The sequence below is a fragment of the Pseudoduganella buxea genome (genome assembly GCF_009720835.1).
GTDB classification, from domain to species: Bacteria; Pseudomonadota; Gammaproteobacteria; order Burkholderiales; family Burkholderiaceae_D; genus Rugamonas; species Rugamonas buxea.
The window spans coordinates 13,877-33,446 of sequence record NZ_WNKZ01000073.1; the positions used below are offsets into that span (position 1 = coordinate 13,877).

Genomic DNA, 19,570 nt, shown 5'->3' on the forward strand with positions numbered 1-19,570 from the left:
GCCATTTTTTTATCGCCCCTGCTAACATGGCAGCGACCCCATAAGAACAACAGAACGAGAAAGCGCCCATGACCGAAAGCTTCTTCCAGACCTTCATCCTGCTGTTGCTGGTGACCGACCCCTTCGGCAACGTGCCCCTGTTCGCCACGGCGCTGGCGCCCGTCGCCCCGGCCAAGCGCCCGAGAATCGTCGTGCGCGAGTGCCTGATCGCCTTCATCGTGCTGCTGACGTTCATGTTCTTCGGCCGCCACTTCCTGCAGGCGCTGAGCCTTTCCGAAGTATCGCTGCGCATCGCCGGCAGCGTGATCCTGATGATGATCGCGATCCGGATGGTGTTCCCGCACCCGGACGGTGTGCTGGGAAAGTCCGATGGGGGCGAGCCGTTCATCGTGCCGCTGGCCATTCCCGCGCTGGCCGGCCCGTCGGCACTGGCCACGGTGCTGCTGTTCTCGCGCGAGAGCACGGGCGAAGTCGTCATGCATGTGGCCGCGCTCGCCGCCGTGGTGGTGATCTGGCTGGCGGTGTTCCTGGGCGCCGAGCGGCTGCAGAAGGTGCTGGGCACGCAGGTGATGACGGCGTTCGAGCGGCTGATGGGCCTCATACTGGCCGCGATGGCCGTGGAGATGCTGCTGGGCGGCATCCGCGAATTCGTCAAGACACTGTAAAGGAGAAGCGATGCGATGGATGACGATGCTTTCCGCCGCGGCCTTCGGCCTGGCGGCACTGGCCCCGGCGTCGGCACAGGAGCCGCGCTGCAAGCGCTCGGGCAGCCAGGCCGAACTCAATGCCTGCGCGGCCGACGATTTCAAGCAGGCCGACAAGGAACTGAACGCCACGTGGCAGGCCTTGCTGCGCAAGGAAGCCGGAGACAAGGTCTTCACCGCCAAGGTGCGCACGGCGCAAAAGGCCTGGCTGGCGTTCCGCGACGCCGAACTGGAGGCCCATTTTGCCTGCGACAGCGATGACAGTCGGATGTGCTGGGGGTCGATGGAGGGCATGTCCTACCTGATGCGCAAGAAGGACCTGACGCAGCAGCGCACGAAGATGCTGAAGGATATGCTTGAGCATGGGCATGGGCACTACCAGTAAGACAGGACGGCGATGCCGCGCCATCCTCAATTCGGTGTCTGACACCTGATTCGACATCCAATGCAAGCACCTGTTCCACCGAGCCGCGGGCACCGTGGCTGGTGGCTTGTACGGGGACGCGTGATGCGCGATACTCACCGCTGCCGGATCGACGCCGGCAGCCGCTCGCCACGCCGCGGCCATTCGGCGGGACCAGCAAGAATGCCCATGAAAATACGCGCCGCCATCATCATCGTCACCTTGCTCGCCACCTCGTCTGCCAGCGCGTTGAGGGTTATGCCCCGGCCCACGACCACGTTGACCCGCGCCCTGGCTTGCGATGGCGCCGCTCCAGAATTGGTTCTCAACGCCATTGAAACCCTGGGCAAGCCCGATACGAATGCGGGTGACTATATCCTCGAAAAGCCCCTGATTCTCTTCGGCCTGCCGGTCACGCACGTTACCGTCACGGACAGCGCAGGCGAATCGGGCCCCACCTATATCGCCAAATTCCCCGACGTCGATATCAACGAAGTCGTGGCTGCGGCGCGGCTGACGCTGCGCGCTGGCGGCTATATGCGCGATACGGACGACGGCCGCTTGTCGATCGACATATTCGACCGCGTCGTCGTGGGCCTGTCCTGCACGCCGCGGATGCGCCGCGCCGACAGTCCAATCCACATGATGACAGGCTGGCTTCAGTCGCGTTGACAGCGCCGCGGCAGGGTTGGTGGCATGCATTCCGCGGCTCAATTGGCTGTCAGACACGGGAATTGGTGAGCGTGATTAGGTGTCTGACGCCGAATTGAGACCGAATCGGCAGGCATGAAAAAACCGCCACGGCGCGAGCGGTGGCGGTCGGTGGGGCGGGCGGGGCGCTACTTGCCCGTGATCGAAATGACGTCCGCACCCGGGGCGCCGAACAGCTGTTCCTTCAGCAGGTGCAGCTGGTCGCGTACCTGGGCGGCTTTTTCGAACTCCAGGTTCTTGGCGTGCTCGATCATCAGTTTTTCCAGGCGCTTGATTTCCTTCGACACCTGCTTCTCGTTCATCGTCTCGTACTTGGCCGTCTCCTGCGCCGCCTGCAGCTGTACGGTTTCCCTGTTCGGGTCGTAGACGCCGTCGATCATGTCCTTGATGACCTTGTTGACGCCGCGCGCGATGATGCCGTGCTTCTCGTTGTGGGCGATCTGCTTGGCGCGGCGGCGCTCGGTCTCGTCGATGGCCTTCTTCATCGAGTCCGTCATCTGGTCCGCGTACAGCAGGGCGACGCCGTTCAGGTTACGGGCGGCGCGTCCGATGGTCTGGATCAGCGACCGTTCCGAGCGCAGGAAGCCTTCCTTGTCCGCGTCCAGGATGGCCACCAGCGACACTTCCGGCAAGTCCAGGCCTTCGCGCAGCAGGTTGATGCCGACCACCACGTCGAAGGTGCCGATGCGCAGGTCGCGCAGGATCTCGACCCGTTCCACCGTCTCGATATCGCTGTGCAGGTAGCGCACCTTGACGCCGTGGTCCGTCAGGTATTCCGTCAGCTGCTCGGACATGCGCTTGGTCAGGGTCGTCACCAGCACGCGCTCGTTCTTGGCGACGCGGTCCTGGATCTCCGACATCAGGTCGTCCACCTGCGTGCGGGCCGGGCGCACGATTACCAGCGGGTCGACCAGGCCGGTCGGACGCACCACCTGTTCCACCACCTGGTCGGCGTGCTGGTTCTCGTAGTCGGCCGGCGTGGCCGAGACGAAGATCGTCTGTCGCATCTTGCCTTCGAATTCCTCGAATTTCAGCGGACGGTTGTCCAGCGCGGACGGCAGCCGGAAGCCGTAGTCGACCAGGTTGGTCTTGCGCGAGCGGTCGCCGTTGTACATGGCCGACAGCTGGCCGACCAGCACGTGCGACTCGTCCATGAACATCAGCGCGTCCTTCGGCAGGTAGTCGATCAGGGTCGGCGGCGGCTGGCCCGGCATGGCGCCGGACAGGTGGCGCGAGTAGTTCTCGATGCCCTTCGTGAAGCCGATTTCGGCCATCATTTCCAGGTCGAAGCGGGTGCGCTGCTCGAGCCGCTGCTCCTCGATGAGCTTGCCTTCCTGGCGGAAGAACTCCAGGCGGTCGCGCAGCTCGGCCTTGATGCTTTCGATGGCGCGCAGCACGGTCGAGCGGGGCGTCACGTAGTGCGAGCCGGGGTAGACGGTAAAGCGCGGAATCTTCTGGCGCACGCGGCCCGTCAACGGGTCGAACAGCTGGATCGATTCCAGCTCGTCGTCGAACATCTCCAGCCGCACGGCCAGCTCGGCGTGCTCGGCCGGGAAGATGTCGATGGTGTCGCCGCGCACGCGGAAGGTGCCGCGGCCGAAGTCCACTTCATTGCGCGTGTACTGCATCTGGATCAGCCGGGCGATGACGTCGCGCTGGCTCAGCTTGTCCTTGGCGCGCAAGGTCAGGATCATCTGGTGGTATTCGTTCGGATTACCGATACCGTAGATGGCCGACACGGTGGCGACGATGACGACGTCGCGCCGCTCCATCAGCGACTTCGTGCACGACAGCCGCATCTGCTCGATGTGCTCGTTGATCGACGAGTCCTTCTCGATGAACAGGTCGCGCTGGGGCACGTAGGCTTCCGGCTGGTAGTAATCGTAGTAGGACACGAAGTACTCGACGGCATTCTGCGGGAAGAACTCGCGGAACTCGCTGTACAGCTGGGCCGCCAGCGTCTTGTTCGGCGCGAAGACGATGGCGGGCCGGCCCATGCGGGCAATCACGTTGGCCATCGTGTAGGTCTTGCCCGAGCCCGTCACCCCCAGCAGGGTCTGGAACGACAGGCCGTCGCTGATGCCCTCGCACAGCTGTTCGATCGCCGTCGGCTGGTCGCCGGCAGGCGGGAAGGGCTGGTGCAGCTTGAACGGCGAGTCCGGGAAGGTGATGACGGTGGGTTCAGGAATATTGGCAAGTGATAAATCAGCCATGAAGTCAGACCTTTGCTAGAATAGTGAGCTGACATGCAGTTATGCGACCGGTTTTTCCGAACAATCTTCGGTACAGTCGTTTGCTGTTGTCATTGCAGCCGTCAACAATCCGCCGCGAACCGCTTCCAATCGAATCCAATCTTATCATGACGAACCCTTCCGTTTTTAGTGCCATCGAGATGGCTCCGCGCGACCCGATCCTGGGTATCACCGAAGCATTTAACGCAGACACCAATCCCGCCAAGATCAACCTGGGCGTCGGTGTCTATTATGACGACAACGGCAAGGTGCCGCTGTTATCTTGCGTACAGAAGGCCGAGAACATTCTGATTGAGCAGCCGGCCCCCCGTACCTACCTGCCCATCGAGGGCCTGGCGGCGTACGACAAGGCCGTGCAGGAGCTGGTATTTGGTGCCGACAGTGCGGTTGTTCAAGAGCGCCGCGCGATCACCGTGCAGGCCATCGGCGGCACGGGCGCGCTGAAGCTGGGCGCCGACTTCCTGAAGCGTTTCTCGCCGGAGTCGGACGTGTACATCAGCGACCCGAGCTGGGAAAACCACCGCGCGCTGTTCGAAAGCGCCGGCTTCAAGGTGCACAACTACGCCTACTACGATGCCGGCACCCACGGCGTCAATTTCGACGGCATGCTGGCCGCGCTGAAGGCCATGCCGAAGGGCGCCGTTGTCGTGCTGCACGCCTGCTGCCATAACCCGACGGGTGCCGACCTGTCCCAGCAGCAGTGGGACCAGGTCATTGACGTCGTTGTCACGGGCGGCCTGATTCCGTTCCTGGACATGGCTTACCAGGGCTTCGGTGCCGGCATCGCCGAGGACGGCGCCGTCGTGCGCCGCTTCGCCGCCACCGGCGTGCCGCTCTTGGTATCGAACTCGTTCTCGAAGTCGTTCTCGCTGTACGGCGAGCGCGTCGGCGCCCTGTCCGTCGTCGCCGCCAGCGCGGAAGAAGCGTCGCGCCTGCTGTCGCAACTGAAACGCGTCGTGCGCACCAACTACTCGAACCCGCCCGTGCACGGCGGCAAGGTGGTCGCCACCGTGCTGTCCACGCCGGAACTGCGCCAGCTGTGGGAAGACGAGCTGGCCGCGATGCGCGTGCGCATCAAGGAAACCCGCGACGCCTTCGTGCGCAAGCTGAAGGAAAAGGCGCCGGAGCACGATTTCGACTTCGTGCGCCAGCAGGTGGGCATGTTCTCGTACTCGGGCCTGACGAAGGAACAAGTCAACCTGCTGCGCGAGCAGTCGATCTACGCCGTCGACACGGGCCGCATCTGCGTGGCCGCGCTGAACTCGCGCAACCTCGACATCGTTGTTGACGCGATCGCCAAAGTCCTCTAAAATCCTGCTTCTTCGTTGACGAGCGTCAATGAAGAAGTTGGGCAGAGAAAGTGCGGTGGGGAAACGAGTTGTACAAGTTGCTTCCAGCGTATATAATCTGCCTTCTAATCCCTGATAGCTCAGTCGGTAGAGCGACGGACTGTTAATCCGCAGGTCCCTGGTTCGAGTCCAGGTCGGGGAGCCAGAATTCTGAAGAAGCCACACTTTGTGTGGCTTTTTTCTTTGGCGTTGTCACCCCGTCGCAGTGAACTGTCCGGACAGCATCTAGGTGCCCGCAGGGAACAATGCAGCCCGTAAAAACTGCTGCGGCGTACTCAGGTGTCGACAGTCGAGCCCGTGTATCCAGCCCAGGTAGTGGGGCAGGTAGCGACTCGCCACGCCATGAAAGCGGATCAGCCAGTTCTTGTCGCCTGTGCAGTGCGGGCAACAGCGCATGCGCGCGCCGCGGTCTTCGATGATGGCCAGGCAATCGGCCAGCGAGACACAACGTTCGAACAGCCGGCGCAACCCATCCCCCTGTTCGCCGGTCAGCCTCGTGAGCCAGGTCAGGCATTGCGTCCGCACTGCGGCGTACTCGTCGATTTCCAAGCTCGCCTCCGCTTCGGCCTATGCCGACTTACGGTATGACAATGGTCGAGCCAACAAGTTCCTTGCGACCGGGGCACAGCGCCTTTTCTTTTGGGGATTACTATCGATATGTGCGGCGGCAACGGCGCGGCTCGTACTTGCCGATATGTCCCACGCCATCCCATAAGCTGAAACTCAAACCCCACGAACCCGGCCAGGAAGGCAATCGCAAGCATGTCATCGCCGCCTGGCGGGCGCGGGTAACGGCCCTCGGAGAGCCAGCGGCGCCCCCGCAGCGTCAACCCCGGTGACCCCGGCCGTCCCGTCACAGCCGCTGTGCGGGAATGGGCCGCACGTCGATGGCGCCGTCTTCGCGCGTGTAGACGGCTGTCACGGCCAGCTCCACCGTGCTGATGATTTCCAGAATGCCCGTCGTCAGCGGCACGTCATCGGCCTGGGCGCCCAGCAGCAGCTCCTGCAGCCGGCAGCAGTCGTCCATCGTTGCCGTGTGCGGCGGCAGGGTGATGATGTCCTGGGCGCGGATGGTCGCCACCTTCGGTTCGCGGCCGATGACGGCGCCCGCCAGCACGAGCGGGATGATGCGTTTCAGGACGGGCGCGGCCGTGTCGTGCACGTTGTGGACATTGATCTCCGTGGCGTAGCTGCCCGGCCGCATGGGAGCGCAGCCGCAGCAGGCATCCTTCTGTTCGCCGCAGACGAAGGTGATGCTGTAGACGAACAGGCGCCGCTCGGCGGGGCCGACGACGACAGGTGGCCGGCCAGGCTGGCCGATGACGATGCCGGGCGGCTCGCCCGCACCCAGGTCCCAGCACAGGTCGATGCGGTAGCTGCCGTTGCCCACGTCCGTCACGGGGCTGGACAGCACCGAGCCCGGTCGCGGTGCGATGGCCATGCCCGCCGCCCGGCCGGGGCCGAAGCGGTTGCCGTAGCGGTCGCGGGGCGTGAAGGTCATGCGCTGGCATTGCCTGCCGTCGGGATCGGTGCCCAGCGGTGTCGTGCTGACGGTGGTGGCGCCGGCGTCGATGCCCACGTCGACGTGCATCGTCCACACCAGTTCGCGCGAGCCGTCGCAGTGGCCGTAGGTGGCGCGGGCGTGGAAGGTGTAGTGGCCTTCCATGCGCAGGTAGCCGGGCAGTGCGATGCCCAGCGAGCCGGCCGCCTCGAAACTGCCCCGCGTGTTGGCCGGGTCTTCCTTCAGGACGAACTGCTCCTCGATATAGTGGATGGCCGGCCCGTTGCTCTCGATCGCCTGCAGGGTCGCCTGGCGCGCCGGGATCACGTCGCCGGCGACGATTTTTTCCGGCCCCAGGCCGTGCTCGCTCAGCAGGTTGCCCAGGCCCGCATCCGGACGCGACACCGTCAACGTCATCGCCACCTCGTGCGGCCAGTCGCCATTGGCCTGGCGCACCCGCAGCAGGGGCGAAATGTCGTCGCCCGTGTAGAAGCGCGCGCCGGCCAGTTCGCGCTCTTCGGGTTCGCGCAGCAGGCGCGGGCCGCCGGACGGGATGATGGACACGAAGTAGCGCAGTGCCGGCGCCGGCGGCGGGAATTCGCCGCCGCCCGGGCGCAGCACTTCCACCTGCCACAGCCCGTCGCGTTCGGTGGCGACCGGGAGCGGCACGCGCAGGTAGGTCCAGTTGCGACCGTTGGCCGTTTCGACGGGGCCGCCCGGCAGCACCAGGTTGCCGGCCGGCGTGCGCAGGCGCACGACGAGGAAGGCATCCGTGCGGTCCCAGCCCACCACGGCCGTCAGGCTTTCCTCGCCGCAGACGCGGAACGACAGGGGTGGCGCATCCTGATCGGCCGGCAGGTGCGATTCGGGATCCAGCAGTACGCCCGCCTCGAAGATGTTGCCGAAGGCCTGGGAGAAGAACTTCAGCAGCGCCAGGCCGCCGCTGGCGCGGGTGAACAGGCCGCCATGATCGGCTGCCAGGGTGCTCAGCAAGGTGCTGTCCAGGTTGGAATCCGAACCCAGGCCGATGGCGTGCACGGCGATGCCTTCCAGCGACGGCTCGACGTCGGCGATCCATGGCGCGCGGTTCTGCAGCCCGTCCGTCAGCAGCAGGATGGCGCGGGGATTCGCACCGGGCATGGGGAACTGGCCCCGGGCCGCGTCCAGCCCGCCGCCGATGCTGGTGGCGCCGCCCGGCGTCAAGGTGCCGACCAGCCCGCCCGCGTACGGCGCCGGGCCGATCAGCGCGTTCTTGTTCGGGTTCGTCACGGCCGCGATGGCGAAGGTGGGTGCCCCGGCCGTCGTACTGAACGACACGAGGCCGGCGCGGTTGCCCGTATCGGCCTGCACGAGCTGGACGAACAGCGACACGGCATCCTTGGCGGCGTCGATCTTGCGCCGGCCCGTGCCGTCGGATTCCTCCATGCTGCCGGAGCGGTCGATGACCAGCACCACGTCCCGCGTGACGGGCGGTGGCGGTGCCGGCGCGATTTCCGTGAGGATTGTCGCCGTCGGGAAGTACAGCAGTTGCGAGCCGGCGCACGGGGCGCCGTTCGACAGCACGCCGACGATGCGTCCGGCCGCGTCGAACAGGCCGGAGCCCGAGCTGCCGCCGGAGACGTGGAAGGTGGTGGGCACGCGCACGCCCATGGCGCTGCTGGCCGTGACGGTGGCGAACGAGGCATGGGGCAGCGAGATCTTCTTCACGGCGCCGTTCGGGTGGTGGATGCCGAACACCTGTTCGCCCACGCCTGGCAGGTCATGCCGCAGCTGGATCGGCGCGATGCCGGGCGGCGCCGTCTTCAGTCGCAGCAGGCTGTAGTCGTAGCCGGAGTCGTAGCGCCGTTCGAGCGCTTCCGCCACCTTGTGGAAGCGGGCGTCGTAGCCGCCAGGCCGGTTGCCGGCGCAATCGGTGGCGTAGTCGAAGGTGACGGAACTGGTCAGCGCCTCGTCGGGCGAATGGCAGTGGCCGGCCGAGATCACCTTGTCCGTGTCGACCAGGGTTACCGTGCAGGTGGAGACGTATTCGACGGGCGAATAGGTGTCCGGCGGGTGGATGGTGACGATCATGCCGACGCTGCGGGCCACCTGGGCGCGCAGGTCCGCGGAGGGAATGCAGCCGACGTTTTCCCAGTTCGGCGGCTGCGTGCAGAACCAGAACGGGTCGTAGATGGGTTCCGTGTAGACGGGGTCCGGCAGGAAGGGATCGCTGTTCGACAGGGCCGTGGGATCGAGGCCGCCGGCATGCCGTTCGCCCCGGCCATAGCGGTCGATCTCGGCGCCGCCGGCCGGCGCGCCCGCCGCGACGTAGCGCACGGGGATGGTGGCGCCCAGTGCGTGCACGTTGATGGGCCGGGTCCAGAAGGCGGCGCCATCGGCCGCCGTGAACACGTCCGTGTCGTAACCCAGGTCCACTTCCAGCTGGTTGGCGCCAGGCAGGCTGACGCCCTGGAAGTGCAGCATGACGAACTTGGTGCCGTCCGGCGCGGGGGTGTGCGCGAAGGCCACTTCCCACACGCCGGGAGAGGTGGGCGGTGCACCGCTGTCCGGGCCGATGGCAAGCGGCGCGCCCAGTACCTGGACGATGCCTGTGATATGGGACATGGGCCCTCCTGTCAGGCCGGGATGCCGGCAATGGGGACCACGTCGATGGCGCGGTCGGTGGTGTAGACGGCCGTCACGGTGACGTCGCCCGTCACGGTCAATTCCATCAGGCCGATGGTCAGCGCCGCGACGTGGGCGCCGAACAGCAGCTCGGTGATGCGGCAGCAGTCGTCCAGGGTTGCCGTGTGCGGCGGCAGCTCGATGCTGTCCTCGGCGCGGCTGCCGGCGAAGCGGGGTTCGCGCCCTACCGGCGCGCCGGCCAGCACCAGCGGGATCACGCGCTTGCGCACCGTCACGGGCCGCTGCGAGTGGTTGTGGATGCTGATCAGGGTGGCGTAATGGCCCGGCCGGACGGGCGTGCAGCCGCACGCTTCGGGCTGCACGCCGCACACGAACTTGACGGAATAGGCCACGGTCCTGGGCCGGCATGCGGGCACCGTGATGGCCACCTGCTTGGCCGCCACGACGACGCCGTCGGCCACCACGTCGAGCGTACCGGTGACGTGCTGGTCCTCGGCCTTGCAGTCGATGCCGCGCAGGCGGACCTCGAATTTCAGGACGTGCTCCTTGTCGCCGGCCAGCGGGCCGTAGCCGGCCGTCGGCGCGATCGATACGACGAACGGGGCCACGGTCGCCGACGGTACCAGTTTGACATTGGCGATGCCCCCCACGGCACCCTTGACGAGCTCGATGATGGTGGTGACGATGGTGGTGGGATCGATGCCCGTGGCGAACTTGCCGCCGGTGGCCGTGGCAATGCGCGTGCCCTGGCCGGCCGCGCCGCCGACGCCGCCGCAGGGGCCGGCGTAATCCCCGGAGTGGGGCACGGGATCGTCGTCCAGCCCCGGTGTCGCCGTCGAGATGGCCAGCACGGCGATTTGCTGCGCCACCAGCGCGGCCGTGGCGCTCGCTTCCGTGACGGCCGCGCCCAGGCCGGACAGCGCTGTGCAGACGGGGTCATGACCCGGTGCGTCGCCGATCCACACGATGATCCGGCGCGCGCCGGCACGCCAGCCGATGCCGCCGCCGGGCGGTTGGGCCAGCTGCTCCAGCGCGAACAGCTGGGCCTCGGCGATGTCGCCGCCGCCGGATGCCACCCAGGCCGCGAAAGCCGCCGCCACATCCGCCGCGACGGCCGTGGGCGCCAGCTGGTGGGTGAAGGCCGCGCCGCCTTCGCCGACGAAGTCCTTGTAGTTGCCCACGCCGAAGGCGAGGTCCAGCCCGAGGCCGGCCAGGGCCGTCAGCACCGTGTTGCTGCCGGCCTGCACCGCGGCCAGGATGGGGCTCATCGAGCCGGTGGTATCGGCCAGGAAATAGATATCCGCCTTGGCCGGGCCCGCATTCCTGGGCACGGTGACGGTGATGGTTTCGTCGACGATGTCGCCCGGGTTCAGCGTCAGGACATTGGTGGCCGGCTGCACGGTGATGGGCGGCAGGGCGGCCGCGCGCACTGGCCGGGACGCCCGCGCCAGCGGGTCCAGCCCAGGCGGGCGCTGGCGCGGCGTGCCGTCCCCGGCCAGCACGATGGACCAGGACGGGCCGTTCGGCTCGGCCGCCGCCACGGCCGTGAATTCATGCAAGGGCTCGCCGCCGGCCCCTTGCAGCGGGGCGGCATGAACGAGAATGAGCTCCTGCGGCGGCGCAGTCTCCTCGCGCTGCCGCTTCAGTAGCACCAGTGCGTGCCGGGCCAGTTCCTGGGGCGTCATGGGCACCTCGAGCGGGGATGGAGCTCCAATGTTAGGTCCGCCGGTAGCGGCTTGAACTGCGTCAGATCAAAGGGGGGATGGATTTGCGCGGACGCAACGCTAGAGCGAACTGAGCCGTAGACGGGCGGTTTCGCGCCGCCGGCGACCGCCTTCAGGGCCCCGTTTCCCCGTTTCGTCACGACGCTGTTGCAGTCATGGCAAGGGCACGGGAGAATGGCGTCTCCCCATGCCGACATTGCCGACGACGACCATGCCCGACTCCCTCACCGCACCCGCAGCCCTGCCATCGCCCCGCCGTGGCTTTCCGTGGCGCCGCTTCGGCAGCGACGCGCTGTACATGGTCGCGCTGGGCATCATCTGCGCGCTGATCATTACCTATGCCTTCGGCAACGGCACCGGCTTCTGGGTCAACCTGGTCATCTCCGCCTGCATCGGCACGATTGCCTTCACGATCATCGACGGCGTGCGGCTGGCCGTGTGGGGCGAGGGCCGGCGCCCGCCCTGGCTGGCCTTCGGCGGCCTGATCGCGCTGGGCGTCGCGGCCGGGCAGATCCTGGGGGCGCGGCTGGCCGGGCAGATCCTGGGACTGGAACTGTCCGGGCTGCACACCTTGGGCACGACACGCACCACGGGCATGCTGCTGTTCACCCTGCTGGCCACGGGCGGCGTCAGCCTCGTCTTCGCCAGCCGCGACCGGGTAATGCGGGCCGAGGCGGCCGCGGCCGAGGAAAAGGCGCGGGCCGAGGCGACGGCGCGCCAGGCCGTGCAGGCGCAACTGCAACTGCTGCAGGCACAGATCGAGCCCCATATGCTGTTCAACACGCTGGCCAACCTGCAGGGCCTGATCGCCCTCGATCCGGCCCGGGCGCAGAAGATGCTCGACCAGCTGATCCAGTTCCTGCGCGGCACCCTGTCCTCGTCGCGCGCACAGGAAACCACGCTGGCCCAGGAGTTCGCACTGCTGGACGCCTACCTGGGCCTGATGGGCGTGCGGATGGGCTCGCGGCTGACGTATGCCTTCGACCTGCCGGACCCGTTGCGCGGCGTGGCGCTGCCGCCGATGCTGCTGCAGCCGCTGGTGGAAAACGCCATCGCCCACGGCCTGGAGCCCACCATCGACGGCGGCCACGTAGCCGTGTCCGCCCGGCGCGACGGCGACAAACTGGTGCTGTGTATCACCGACACCGGACGGGGGCTTGACGCCGGCCCCGGCAAGCAGGGCACGGGCGTCGGCCTGGCCAACACGCGCGAGCGCCTGCATGCCCTGTTCGGCGAACGGGCCGGCGTGACGTTGACGGACGCTCCCGGCGGAGGCACCCTGGCGTGCGTCACCTTGCCCATATAAGAGAAGAGAACCATGACGACTGCCCTGATCGCCGAAGACGAACCCATCCTCGCTGCCACGCTGGCCGCGACCTTGAACCGCCTGTGGCCGGAGCTGGCCATCGTCGCCACCTGCGGCCATGGCCAGGCCGCGCTGGAGCAGGCCTTGGCGTTGAAGCCGGACGTGCTCTTCCTCGACATCAAGATGCCCGGCAAGACGGGACTGGAGGCGGCCGAGGAGCTGGCCGAAGCGTGGCAGGGGCCGCAGGCGTTTCCGCAGGTGGTGTTCGTCACGGCCTACGACGACTACGCCGTGCAAGCCTTCGACAACGCTGCCGCCGACTATGTGCTGAAACCCGTCAGCGACGAGCGCCTGGGCCGAACGGTGGCGCGGCTCAAGGACCGGCTGAAGGACAGGCAGAAAGGCGGCGAGGGGCAGGGCATGGACGCGCTGATGGCCCAGCTGCGCGCGCTGGCCCAGCCGGCGCCGGCGGCCGAGCGGCTGGGCCTGATCCGGGCGGCCGTGGGCAATACCGTGCGCATGATCCCCATCGGCGACGTGCTGTACTTCGAGGCGCTGGACAAATACGTCAACGTCGTCACGGCCGACGGCGAAGCGCTGATCCGTACCACCCTGAAGGAGCTGCTGCCCCAGCTGGACGACAAGCAGTTCTGGCAGGTGCACAGGAGCACCATCGTCAACGCCGGCAGCGTGCTGGCGGCCCACCGCGACGAGGCCGGCAAGGTGGCGCTGCAGATCCGCCACCGGCCGGAACGGCTGCGCGTCAGCCCCCTGTATGCCCACCTTTTCCGCCAGATGTAACGATGGATAAAAATTACTATTGTTGACGGCGCCACGGCCGTATATAATGCGGCCTCTTTTCCCTGATAGCTCAGTCGGTAGAGCGACGGACTGTTAATCCGCAGGTCCCTGGTTCGAGTCCAGGTCGGGGAGCCAGAATCCTAAAGCCGCGTTTATGACGCGGCTTTTTCATATCCGGCGCATTGGAAACCTGCATTACCGAAGCCACAAGAATCGGAGCGTGCGCACCACGAGACATGGGCGACACGGCGCTGCCACGAGCGGCGCGCGGCAAGACCGCACCCGGCACAAGAGCGGAGACGACGTTGTATACCTTTTTCTTTAAACCCAGGAAGGCAATAGATGAAACTCTCCAAGATGCACAAGCGTCTGCTCGCTCTGACGGCCATGGTGCCGATGGCCGCGATGGCGCAGGAAGCCACCCAGGCAACGACGCAGGCCGCCAGCGGCCAACTTGAAACCGTGACCGTGACGGCCCAGCGCCGCACGGAAAACATCAAGGAAGTGCCGGTGTCGGTCTCGACCCTGCAGAACGAAAAGCTGGACGTGATCCTGTCCGGCGGCCAGGACATCCGCGTCCTGTCCGGCAAGGTGCCGAGCCTGAACATCGAATCGTCGACGGGCCGCGTGTTCCCCCGCTTCTACATCCGCGGCTACGGCAATGCCGACTTCTCCATCTTCGCGTCGCAACCCGTTTCGCTGATCTATGACGACGTGGTGCAGGAAAACCCGATCCTGAAGGGTTTCCCCATGTTCGACCTGGCGGGCGTGGAAGTGCTGCGCGGCCCGCAAGGCACGCTGTTCGGCCGTAACACGCCGGCCGGCGTCGTCAAGTTCGAATCGGCCAAGCCAAGCCTGAAGGGCGTGGAAGGCTACTACAACTTCTCGCAGGCCACGCACGGCACCGTCAACGTCGAAGGCGCGGCCAATATCCCCCTGTCGAACGAGTGGGCCATGCGCGTGTCGATGCTGCGCCAGCACCGCGACGACTACGTCTCGAACGCCTTCACGAAGGAACCCGATTCGCTGGAAGGCTATAACGAACACGCCGAGCGCGTGCAGTTCCTGTACCAGCCGAACGGCACCTTCAATGCGCTGTTCAATATCCACCAGCGCACCGCCGCCGGCAGCTCGCGCCTGTTCCGCGCCAATATCATCAGGAAGGGCACGAACCAGCTGGTGGACGGCTTCGACGCCGAGAATATCTATACGAACGGCCAGAACTACCAGAACCTGACGACGCGCGGCGCCAACGTGCGCCTGTCGTGGGACCTGGGCGCCGTCAAGCTGTACTCGATCACGGGCTATGAAACCATCGCCAGCTACAACAGCCGCGGCGACATCGACGGCGGCACGCCCGCAAACGGTCCCGGCTTCATTCCCTTCCAGGTCGAGACGGCCTCCGTGCTGCCGGACCTGAAGCAGTACTCGCAGGAGTTCCGCGTCGAATCGAAGAAGGCAGGCCCTGTCAGCTGGCAGGCCGGCGTCTACTACTTCGACGAAGATGCCACCGGCGGCAGCGACAACTACAACGTGCTGGGCGCCCGTACCAGCCGCGTCGTCAGCAACCAGCAGAACAAGGCCTGGGCCGCGTTCGGCTCCGTCAACTACGCCGTCACCGACGCCTTCACGCTGCGCGGCGGCCTGCGCTACACGAACGACAAGAAGGACTTCGCCACCCTGGAAGCGTCCAACGTGACCCTGATCGGCCCGTCGTCCGTCAGCACCAGCAAGCACAAGGCGAACTGGGACCTGTCCGGCACCTATGCGCTGAACCAGGACGTGTCGCTGTACGCCCGCGTGGCCACGGGCTTCCGCGCCCCGTCCATCGCGGCACCGTCGGCCTCCGTGCCGATCACCGTGGCCGACGCCGAGACCATCACGTCCTATGAAGCCGGTATCAAGGCCGACCTGCTGAACCGCCGCGCCCGCGCCTCGTTCTCCGTCTACGACTACGACGTCAAGAACCAGCAGCTGACGGTCGTCGGCGGCGATTCGAACGTGACGAAGCTGATCAACGCCGCCAAGACCAAGGGCCGCGGCATCGAAGCGGAAATCGAAGGCTTCGTGACGCCGGACTTCAAGCTGGCCGCCAGCACCAGCTACAACTTCACGGAAATCCGCGACCCGTCGCTGTCCGTGAACAAGTGCGCCCAGTGCACCGTGACGGACCCGATCAACGCCGCCGGCCGCGTCGTCATCGACGGCAACGCGCTGCCGCAGGCACCGAAGTGGATCGTCAACCTGTCGGCCCGCTACAACTGGCCGCTGGCCGAGGGTAACCTGTTCGTGCTGACCGACTGGTCCTACCGCAGCAAGGTCAACTTCTTCCTGTACGAAGCGGCCGAATTCACCGGCAAGCCCCTGACGGAAGGCGGCCTGCGCGTGGGCTACAACTGGCAGGGCGGCAAGTACGAAGTGGCCGTCTTCGGCCGCAACATCACGGACCAGCAGCGCATCACGGGCGCCATCGACTTCAACAACCTGACGGGCTTTATCAATGAGCCGCGGCAGTGGGGTGTGCAGGTCAAGGGTTCGTTCTAACGTCTGATCGTGCGGCCCGGGGCTGAACCTTGCCCTGGGCCGTTTGCATCAATCGTTGGTGGTGGATCGATGAAAACGCCCCAGGGCGTTGTTGCGGGCCCTTGCCGTGCAGGTGCACTGTCTGCGGGCCCGCGCCTAGCCCTGGGCCGTTTGCATCAATCGTTGGTGGTGGTGGCCGGGCAAAAAAGTTTTGATGCCCCCTGGACAGTTTGAAACGGCCTGCCTATAATACGGCCTCTTTTCCCTGATAGCTCAGTCGGTAGAGCGACGGACTGTTAATCCGCAGGTCCCTGGTTCGAGTCCAGGTCGGGGAGCCAGAACTTGGTAGTATCGGAAAGCCCAGCCTTCATGGTTGGGCTTTTTGCATTTCAACGCCCTTTTACGTGAACGACAATATGGACAGTATCGACCAGCGCTACCTCGTGCAGCAGAACAAAACCAGCGGTGGCGACAAGGCGCCGCCCGTGTTTGCCAAGGTCATGCGCAGCAAGGAGGGCGTGTTCGAAGGCGTCTCCTTTATCAAGAACAAGGAAAAGGCCACCATTATGACGGTGGCCCAGGCGCAGGAAGTGATCGCGTGGGCCGCGAAGAAGAAGGCGGCCCATGAGTACGTGACGAAGATTATCTGCGTGGGGCAGTGACATGCCAGGGCGGCAGGGCGCCGTGAAGCGCGCCATCCTGCTGGCGCTTGCCGCCCTTTCGCACTTGAGTGCCGGCGCGGCCGACGTCATCGTGCCGCACCTTGCCGGCACTTGGGGCTCGGCCGCATCGCTCCACGCGGGGACGGCCGGGCAAACCGAGCTGCACTTGCAGCCCGATGGCTTCGGCCTGATGGCCGGTTCGACGCCGGCGTCTCAACGGATCGACGGCGGCGCTGCGGACAAGCCGGCGCCGCGCGCCGTCATTGGCTTCCCCGTGCGTGCCACCGGCGATGGCGACATGCTGACGTTGCAGCCGTTCCTGCCTGGCGGCGGTCGGCAGGCGGCGAAGATGGCGCGCATCGCGATCGCCTGCGTCCACGCGGCGACTGAAGCTGTCCTCACCTGTACTGGACCTGACGGCGTCGCCACCGCCATGCGGCGCCGCAGCGCCACGGTCCCGAGCGAAGCGGCCGCGCAGATCGAAGCGGCGCGGCGATAACGCCGGCGTGCCTTATCCGGCCGCGCCCAGCAGCCTGGCAATCGCCCGGTTAAACGCAGGAATATCGTCAGGCTTCCTGCTCGTCACCAGCTTGCCGTCCACCACCACCTCTTCGTCGCTCCATTGGGCGCCCGCGTTGCGCAGGTCCGTCGACAGGGTCGGCCAGCTCGTCATGCGCTTGCCCCTGGCGATGCCGGCGTCGATCAGGGTCCATGGGCCGTGGCAGATGGCGGCGATCGGCTTGTCCGCCTTGGCGAACGCCGCGATGAAGGCGATCGCTTCTTTCGACAGGCGCAGCTGGTCCGGGTTCGACACGCCGCCAGGCAGCACCAGCGCGTCGAAGTCGCCCTGACTGGCGTCGGCCAGGCCCAGCTCCACGGTGAACCTGTCGCCCGCGTCCATGTGATTGAAGCCCTGCACCTGCTCGCCCTTGTCCTTTGGCGAGATCAAGGTCACCTGGGCGCCTTGCCCTTCCAGGAATTCGCGCGGGCCCGTGTATTCGACCTGCTCCACGCCGTCCGTCATCAGTACCGCCACCTTCTTGCCGTTCAATGCTTGTGCCATGGTTTTCTCCATTGATGTTGTGAGAAGCCCAAGCATGCCAAAATGGCGCGGGGCGCGCCGTGCGCGCACGAACATTGGAGGATCGATGAGGCAGGACGAGACCGGCGAGCTGTACACCGAAACCATCGACGGCGACCCCACGCGGCCCTTGCTGGTATTCCTGCACGAAGGCCTGGGCAGCACGACGCAGTGGCGCGACTTTCCCGCCCGGGTGTGCGCCGCCACCGGCTGCGCGGGGCTGGTCTACGACCGGCGCGGATATGGCCGTTCGCCGGCGCTGCGTCACGCACGCACGGTGCACTACCTGCACCATTACGCCTTCGAAGAATTGCCGGCCGTGCTGGCGCGGCACGTGGCGGGCCGCGACTACCTGCTGGTCGGGCATTCCGATGGCGGCAGTATCGCGCTGATCCACGCCGCCGAACAGCCGGCCGGGCTGCGCGGCATCGTCACCTTGGCGGCCCATGTGATCGTCGAGGAAGTAACCCTGGCCGGCATCCGCGCGGCGCGGGGGGCCTATGCCGAAGGCAAGCTGCGCGGCCTGGCCCGCCATCATGGCGACAAGACGGACACGATCTTCCGGGCCTGGGCCGACACGTGGCTGTGGCCCGCGTTCGCCCATTGGGACATCCGCTACCTGCTGCCGTCGATTGCCTGCCCCGTGCTGGCCTTGCAGGGCAGCGCCGACCAGTACGGCACGGTGGCGCAGCTCGATGCCATCGCCGCCGGCGCGCAACAGGCCCGGGTGCGCATGCTGGAAGGCTGCGGCCACTCGCCCCAGCAGGACCAGGGCGCGCTCGTCACGGAACTGATCCGCGCCTTCGTGGGCTGAGGAACCGCTGATTCATTCATGGTGGCGATGCTAGCCCTGAGAAAACGCGCCCAGCTGCGCCCCGGTATGACAGGGCGCTTGCGTCTTGCTGAACACGTTTTTCAGGACCAATCTCGTCCACCAGCAATCAATCAGCTTCCTAGAAGCCGCGGCAGGCCGCGTCGGCATTGCGGCTGGTGCAGATGCGGGCGCGGCACAGGCGGCCTTCCTCGCCACCGACCTTGCCGCAGCGCTGCAGCAGCGATTCCGTGCTCTCGGCCACCCGCGCCTCGACGATATCGCGTGCGGCCGCCAGGCCGTTGGCGTGGGCGACGATGGCCGTCAGCAGCGCGACGTCGCTGTCGGTCACGGGCGCCGCCGCCAGCACGGGCACGGTGGCCGCGCGCACGGCCGTCTTCACGCGCGCACGCACGGGCTGCGCGGCATGGGCGACGACGCGGGGGGCAGGCACCGGTGCCTTGACGGGCACCCTTCCCAGGTCCGGTTCGTTGACGATGGCGGCGGGTGAGTCCGCCGATATGGCCGGTGCAGCCGGTGTGGCAGGTGCGGCCCCTGCGGCCGGCAGCGCCGGTTCCGCCACGGGCGCCTGCCACACCATTTTAGGTTCTGCCTTCAGCACGGGCGTCGTGCCGCCGAACAGCCACCATCCCAGCAGCAGTACCAGCGCGACGGCGACGGCGATGGCACCCAGGATGCCGCCATTGAGATTGACGGCGATGCCGCGCGCCACGCCCGACCGGGTGCCACCGCCGCCGATCCTCCCCGCCAGGCTGGCCTCCCGGTCCAGGCTCGCCAGGATGCCGTAGCCGCCCACTGTTGCCGTCTGCCGCTTTATATCCACGTTGTTCTCCCAAAGCTTGATGTAGGCGACCCGGGCGGGTCCCGCTGCGCATTACGATAGGGCAATGTTGCCGGAAGCCAGTGTGGCGCGGCCGGCGGCGGTTCACTTTGACGGAGCGCATGATGTTTCTCATTTCCATGTTTTTCCTGTTCGCCGCCACCTGCCTGGGTGGCTGGCTCGCGTTTTTTCCGGCCGGGCGCGAGGTCGTGTGGGGCGCCACCGTGGGCGCGGCCCGGCGCCTGGCGCGGCGCCTCACGGGGGCGCGGCAGGACG

16 protein-coding genes and 3 tRNA genes are annotated in these 19,570 nt (G+C 66.5%); 13 read left to right on the forward strand and 6 right to left on the reverse strand.

Going from position 1 to position 19,570, the window contains the following annotated elements; genetic code table 11:
* Nucleotides 1-68 precede the first annotated feature (68 nt).
* The 3 genes from GM672_RS20670 (at nt 69) to GM672_RS20680 (ending at nt 1,779) form a co-directional block, all read left to right on the forward strand.
* Complete coding sequence (locus GM672_RS20670; RefSeq protein WP_134384418.1) at nt 69-665, forward strand: MarC family protein; 597 nt, start codon at nt 69-71, stop codon at nt 663-665.
* A gap of 10 nt (nt 666-675) precedes the next feature.
* Nucleotides 676-1,089, forward strand: coding sequence for a lysozyme inhibitor LprI family protein (locus GM672_RS20675; protein ID WP_155472428.1), 414 nt, complete (start codon nt 676-678; stop codon nt 1,087-1,089).
* Nucleotides 1,090-1,296: 207 nt separating this feature from the next.
* A complete protein-coding gene (locus tag GM672_RS20680) occupies nt 1,297-1,779 on the forward strand; it encodes a hypothetical protein (protein WP_155472429.1) in 483 nt (160 codons plus the stop codon).
* A 167-nt stretch (nt 1,780-1,946) separates the two neighbouring features.
* Here the strand turns inward: GM672_RS20680 and uvrB are convergent, their stop codons facing one another.
* Entirely contained in the window at nt 1,947-4,031 is a 2,085-nt protein-coding gene (gene uvrB / locus GM672_RS20685; RefSeq protein WP_155472430.1) for an excinuclease ABC subunit UvrB, read from the reverse strand.
* Nucleotides 4,032-4,177: 146 nt separating this feature from the next.
* Between uvrB and GM672_RS20690 the strand changes: the two genes are divergently transcribed.
* Together GM672_RS20690 and GM672_RS20695 are read left to right on the forward strand one after the other, a co-directional pair.
* Complete coding sequence (locus tag GM672_RS20690; RefSeq protein WP_155472431.1) at nt 4,178-5,380, forward strand: amino acid aminotransferase; 1,203 nt, start codon at nt 4,178-4,180, stop codon at nt 5,378-5,380.
* 108 nt (nt 5,381-5,488) lie between these two features.
* Nucleotides 5,489-5,564: transfer RNA gene (locus GM672_RS20695), tRNA-Asn, on the forward strand.
* A gap of 80 nt (nt 5,565-5,644) precedes the next feature.
* Here GM672_RS20695 and GM672_RS20700 read toward each other — a convergent pair.
* The 3 genes from GM672_RS20700 to GM672_RS28420 all read right to left on the reverse strand — a co-directional run bounded on the left by GM672_RS20700 (nt 5,645) and on the right by GM672_RS28420 (nt 11,230).
* Entirely contained in the window at nt 5,645-5,968 is a 324-nt protein-coding gene (locus GM672_RS20700) for a hypothetical protein (protein WP_155472432.1), read from the reverse strand.
* A gap of 304 nt (nt 5,969-6,272) precedes the next feature.
* Nucleotides 6,273-9,524 carry a trypsin-like peptidase domain-containing protein gene (locus GM672_RS20705; RefSeq protein WP_170300169.1) on the reverse strand — a complete coding sequence of 1,084 codons (3,252 nt, stop codon included), beginning with the start codon at nt 9,522-9,524 and terminating at the stop codon, nt 6,273-6,275.
* A gap of 11 nt (nt 9,525-9,535) precedes the next feature.
* Nucleotides 9,536-11,230 (reverse strand): hypothetical protein, encoded by a 1,695-nt coding sequence (locus GM672_RS28420; protein ID WP_170300170.1) that lies wholly within the window; start codon nt 11,228-11,230, stop codon nt 9,536-9,538.
* A gap of 250 nt (nt 11,231-11,480) precedes the next feature.
* Between GM672_RS28420 and GM672_RS20710 the strand changes: the two genes are divergently transcribed.
* The 7 genes from GM672_RS20710 to GM672_RS20740 all read left to right on the forward strand — a co-directional run bounded on the left by GM672_RS20710 (nt 11,481) and on the right by GM672_RS20740 (nt 17,060).
* Entirely contained in the window at nt 11,481-12,575 is a 1,095-nt protein-coding gene (locus GM672_RS20710) for a sensor histidine kinase (RefSeq protein ID WP_170300171.1), read from the forward strand.
* A 12-nt stretch (nt 12,576-12,587) separates the two neighbouring features.
* Nucleotides 12,588-13,376 carry a LytR/AlgR family response regulator transcription factor gene (locus GM672_RS20715; RefSeq protein WP_155472435.1) on the forward strand — a complete coding sequence of 263 codons (789 nt, stop codon included), beginning with the start codon at nt 12,588-12,590 and terminating at the stop codon, nt 13,374-13,376.
* Between the two features lie 59 nt (nt 13,377-13,435).
* Nucleotides 13,436-13,511, forward strand: a tRNA-Asn gene (locus GM672_RS20720).
* A gap of 207 nt (nt 13,512-13,718) precedes the next feature.
* Entirely contained in the window at nt 13,719-15,920 is a 2,202-nt protein-coding gene (locus tag GM672_RS20725; RefSeq protein ID WP_155472436.1) for a TonB-dependent receptor, read from the forward strand.
* A 241-nt stretch (nt 15,921-16,161) separates the two neighbouring features.
* Nucleotides 16,162-16,237: transfer RNA gene (locus GM672_RS20730), tRNA-Asn, on the forward strand.
* A gap of 78 nt (nt 16,238-16,315) precedes the next feature.
* A complete protein-coding gene (locus GM672_RS20735; protein ID WP_155472437.1) occupies nt 16,316-16,561 on the forward strand; it encodes a hypothetical protein in 246 nt (81 codons plus the stop codon).
* 22 nt (nt 16,562-16,583) lie between these two features.
* Nucleotides 16,584-17,060, forward strand: coding sequence for a hypothetical protein (locus GM672_RS20740; RefSeq protein WP_155472438.1), 477 nt, complete (start codon nt 16,584-16,586; stop codon nt 17,058-17,060).
* A gap of 12 nt (nt 17,061-17,072) precedes the next feature.
* Here the strand turns inward: GM672_RS20740 and GM672_RS20745 are convergent, their stop codons facing one another.
* Nucleotides 17,073-17,624: a type 1 glutamine amidotransferase domain-containing protein gene (locus GM672_RS20745; protein ID WP_155472439.1), complete on the reverse strand. Its 552-nt coding sequence runs from the start codon at nt 17,622-17,624 to the stop codon at nt 17,073-17,075.
* Nucleotides 17,625-17,709: 85 nt separating this feature from the next.
* Here GM672_RS20745 and GM672_RS20750 point away from each other — a divergent pair, with 85 nt between their 5' ends.
* The gene (locus GM672_RS20750; protein WP_155472440.1) at nt 17,710-18,456 is read left to right on the forward strand and encodes an alpha/beta fold hydrolase; all 747 of its coding nucleotides are present in this window, start codon (nt 17,710-17,712) and stop codon (nt 18,454-18,456) included.
* Nucleotides 18,457-18,595: 139 nt separating this feature from the next.
* Here the strand turns inward: GM672_RS20750 and GM672_RS20755 are convergent, their stop codons facing one another.
* Nucleotides 18,596-19,297: a hypothetical protein gene (locus tag GM672_RS20755; RefSeq protein WP_155472441.1), complete on the reverse strand. Its 702-nt coding sequence runs from the start codon at nt 19,295-19,297 to the stop codon at nt 18,596-18,598.
* Nucleotides 19,298-19,570 lie beyond the last annotated feature (273 nt).